This is a genomic window from Kitasatospora sp. MY 5-36 (assembly GCF_001182915.1).
Taxonomy (GTDB): Bacteria; Actinomycetota; Actinomycetes; order Streptomycetales; family Streptomycetaceae; genus Kitasatospora.
In genome coordinates this window covers 1-1,528 of sequence record NZ_LFVW01000304.1, presented here as the reverse complement: position 1 = coordinate 1,528, position 1,528 = coordinate 1, and the positions used below count along the sequence as shown (strand labels likewise).

The 1,528-nt window shown below is 68.9% G+C and carries 1 protein-coding gene; it reads right to left on the bottom strand.

What is annotated here, in order from left to right; genetic code table 11:
- The coding region (locus AE652_RS49265) for a condensation domain-containing protein (protein ID WP_049653719.1) at nt 1–1,528 on the bottom strand (1,528 nt) is incomplete at both ends.

Genomic DNA, 1,528 nt, shown 5'->3' with positions numbered 1-1,528 from the left:
CCGCCCGCCGCCGGCTCCCACTCCTCATCCACCCACACCACACACTCCGCGAGCCCCTCCACCGACCCCCGAAGCCCCGAACTCGACACCACCAGACCCACACCCGCCTCGGCCACCACCAACGCCGACCGCTCCCGCGGGAACTCCGGATCCAACAGCGTGTAACCACCACCCGCCTTCAACACACCCAGCAACGCCACCACGAGATCCGCACCACGCCCCAGGCAGACCCCCACCAACCCACCCCGCACCAGACCGGACTCCACCATCCGCGCGGCCATCCGATCCGACAGAACATCCAACTCCCCATACGACAACCGGCGATCACCATCCACCACCGCCACCGCACCCGGAGCCCGCACCACCTGCTCCGCAAAAAGCCCCGACACCGTCCCCGCCGGCACCGGACCCCCACCACCACCCCACCCCGACACAACCAACTCACGCTCGCCACCCACCAACACCTCAACCGACCCGACCAACTGCTCCGGATCCGCGACCATGGCGGTCAACAGCGAACCGAGACGGCGGCCCAGCACCTCCACCGTGCCGTGGTCGAAGAGGTCCGCGGCGTACTGCAGCTCCACCTGGATCCCACCGGGCGTGCCATCGGCAGCCCAGGCCTCGGTGAAGGCGAAGTTGAGGTCGAACCGGGCCGGAGCCGTGTCGAAGGTCTCCGATTCCAGGGTGATGCCCGGGAGTTGGAGGCTTCCCTCGCTGTTGTTCTGCAGGACCAGCATCACCTGGAACAACGGATGGACCGACGCCGAGCGGACGGGGTTCAGCTCCTCGACCAGGCGCTCGAACGGCAGGTCCTGGTGGGTGAACGCCGCCAGATCCGTGTCCCGGACCCGGCCCAGCAACTCACCGAAGGTCGGCGCACCCGACACATCCGTCCGCAACACCAGCGTGTTCACGAAGAACCCGACCAGCTCGTCCAAGGCCTCGTCCGAACGCCCCGCCACCACCGTGCCGATGGGGATGTCCGTCCCCGCGCCCAGGCGCGACAAGAGGGCCGCCAGGCCCGCGTGCAGCACCATGAACAGCGTCACGCCATGCCGACGCGCCAACCCCTCCAACTCCGCGTGCAGCTCCGCGTCCAGCCCGAACTCCACCAGACCACCCGCACGCGAACCCACCCCCGACCGAGGCCGGTCCAACGGCAGCGCCACCTCCTGCGGCGCATCCCGCAACACCTCCGACCAGTACGCCAACTGCCGCTCCAGGACCCCACCCAACAGACCCTGCTGCCACAACGTGTAATCCGCGTACTGCACCGGCAACGGCGACCACTCCGGAGCAACCCCCGCCAACCGAGCCCGATACGCCGACGCCACCCCCTCCCACAACGGCTCCATCGACCAACCGTCACTCGCGATGTGGTGCAAGGTCACCACCAGCACCGACCCGCCCTCGGCGACCGTGAACAACACCACCCGTACGGGCAGATCGGTGGACAGGTCGAACGGCGTGAACGCGGCCCCGCGCACTGCCTCGTCGAGCGTGTCGCTCCCGCACTCCACGACCG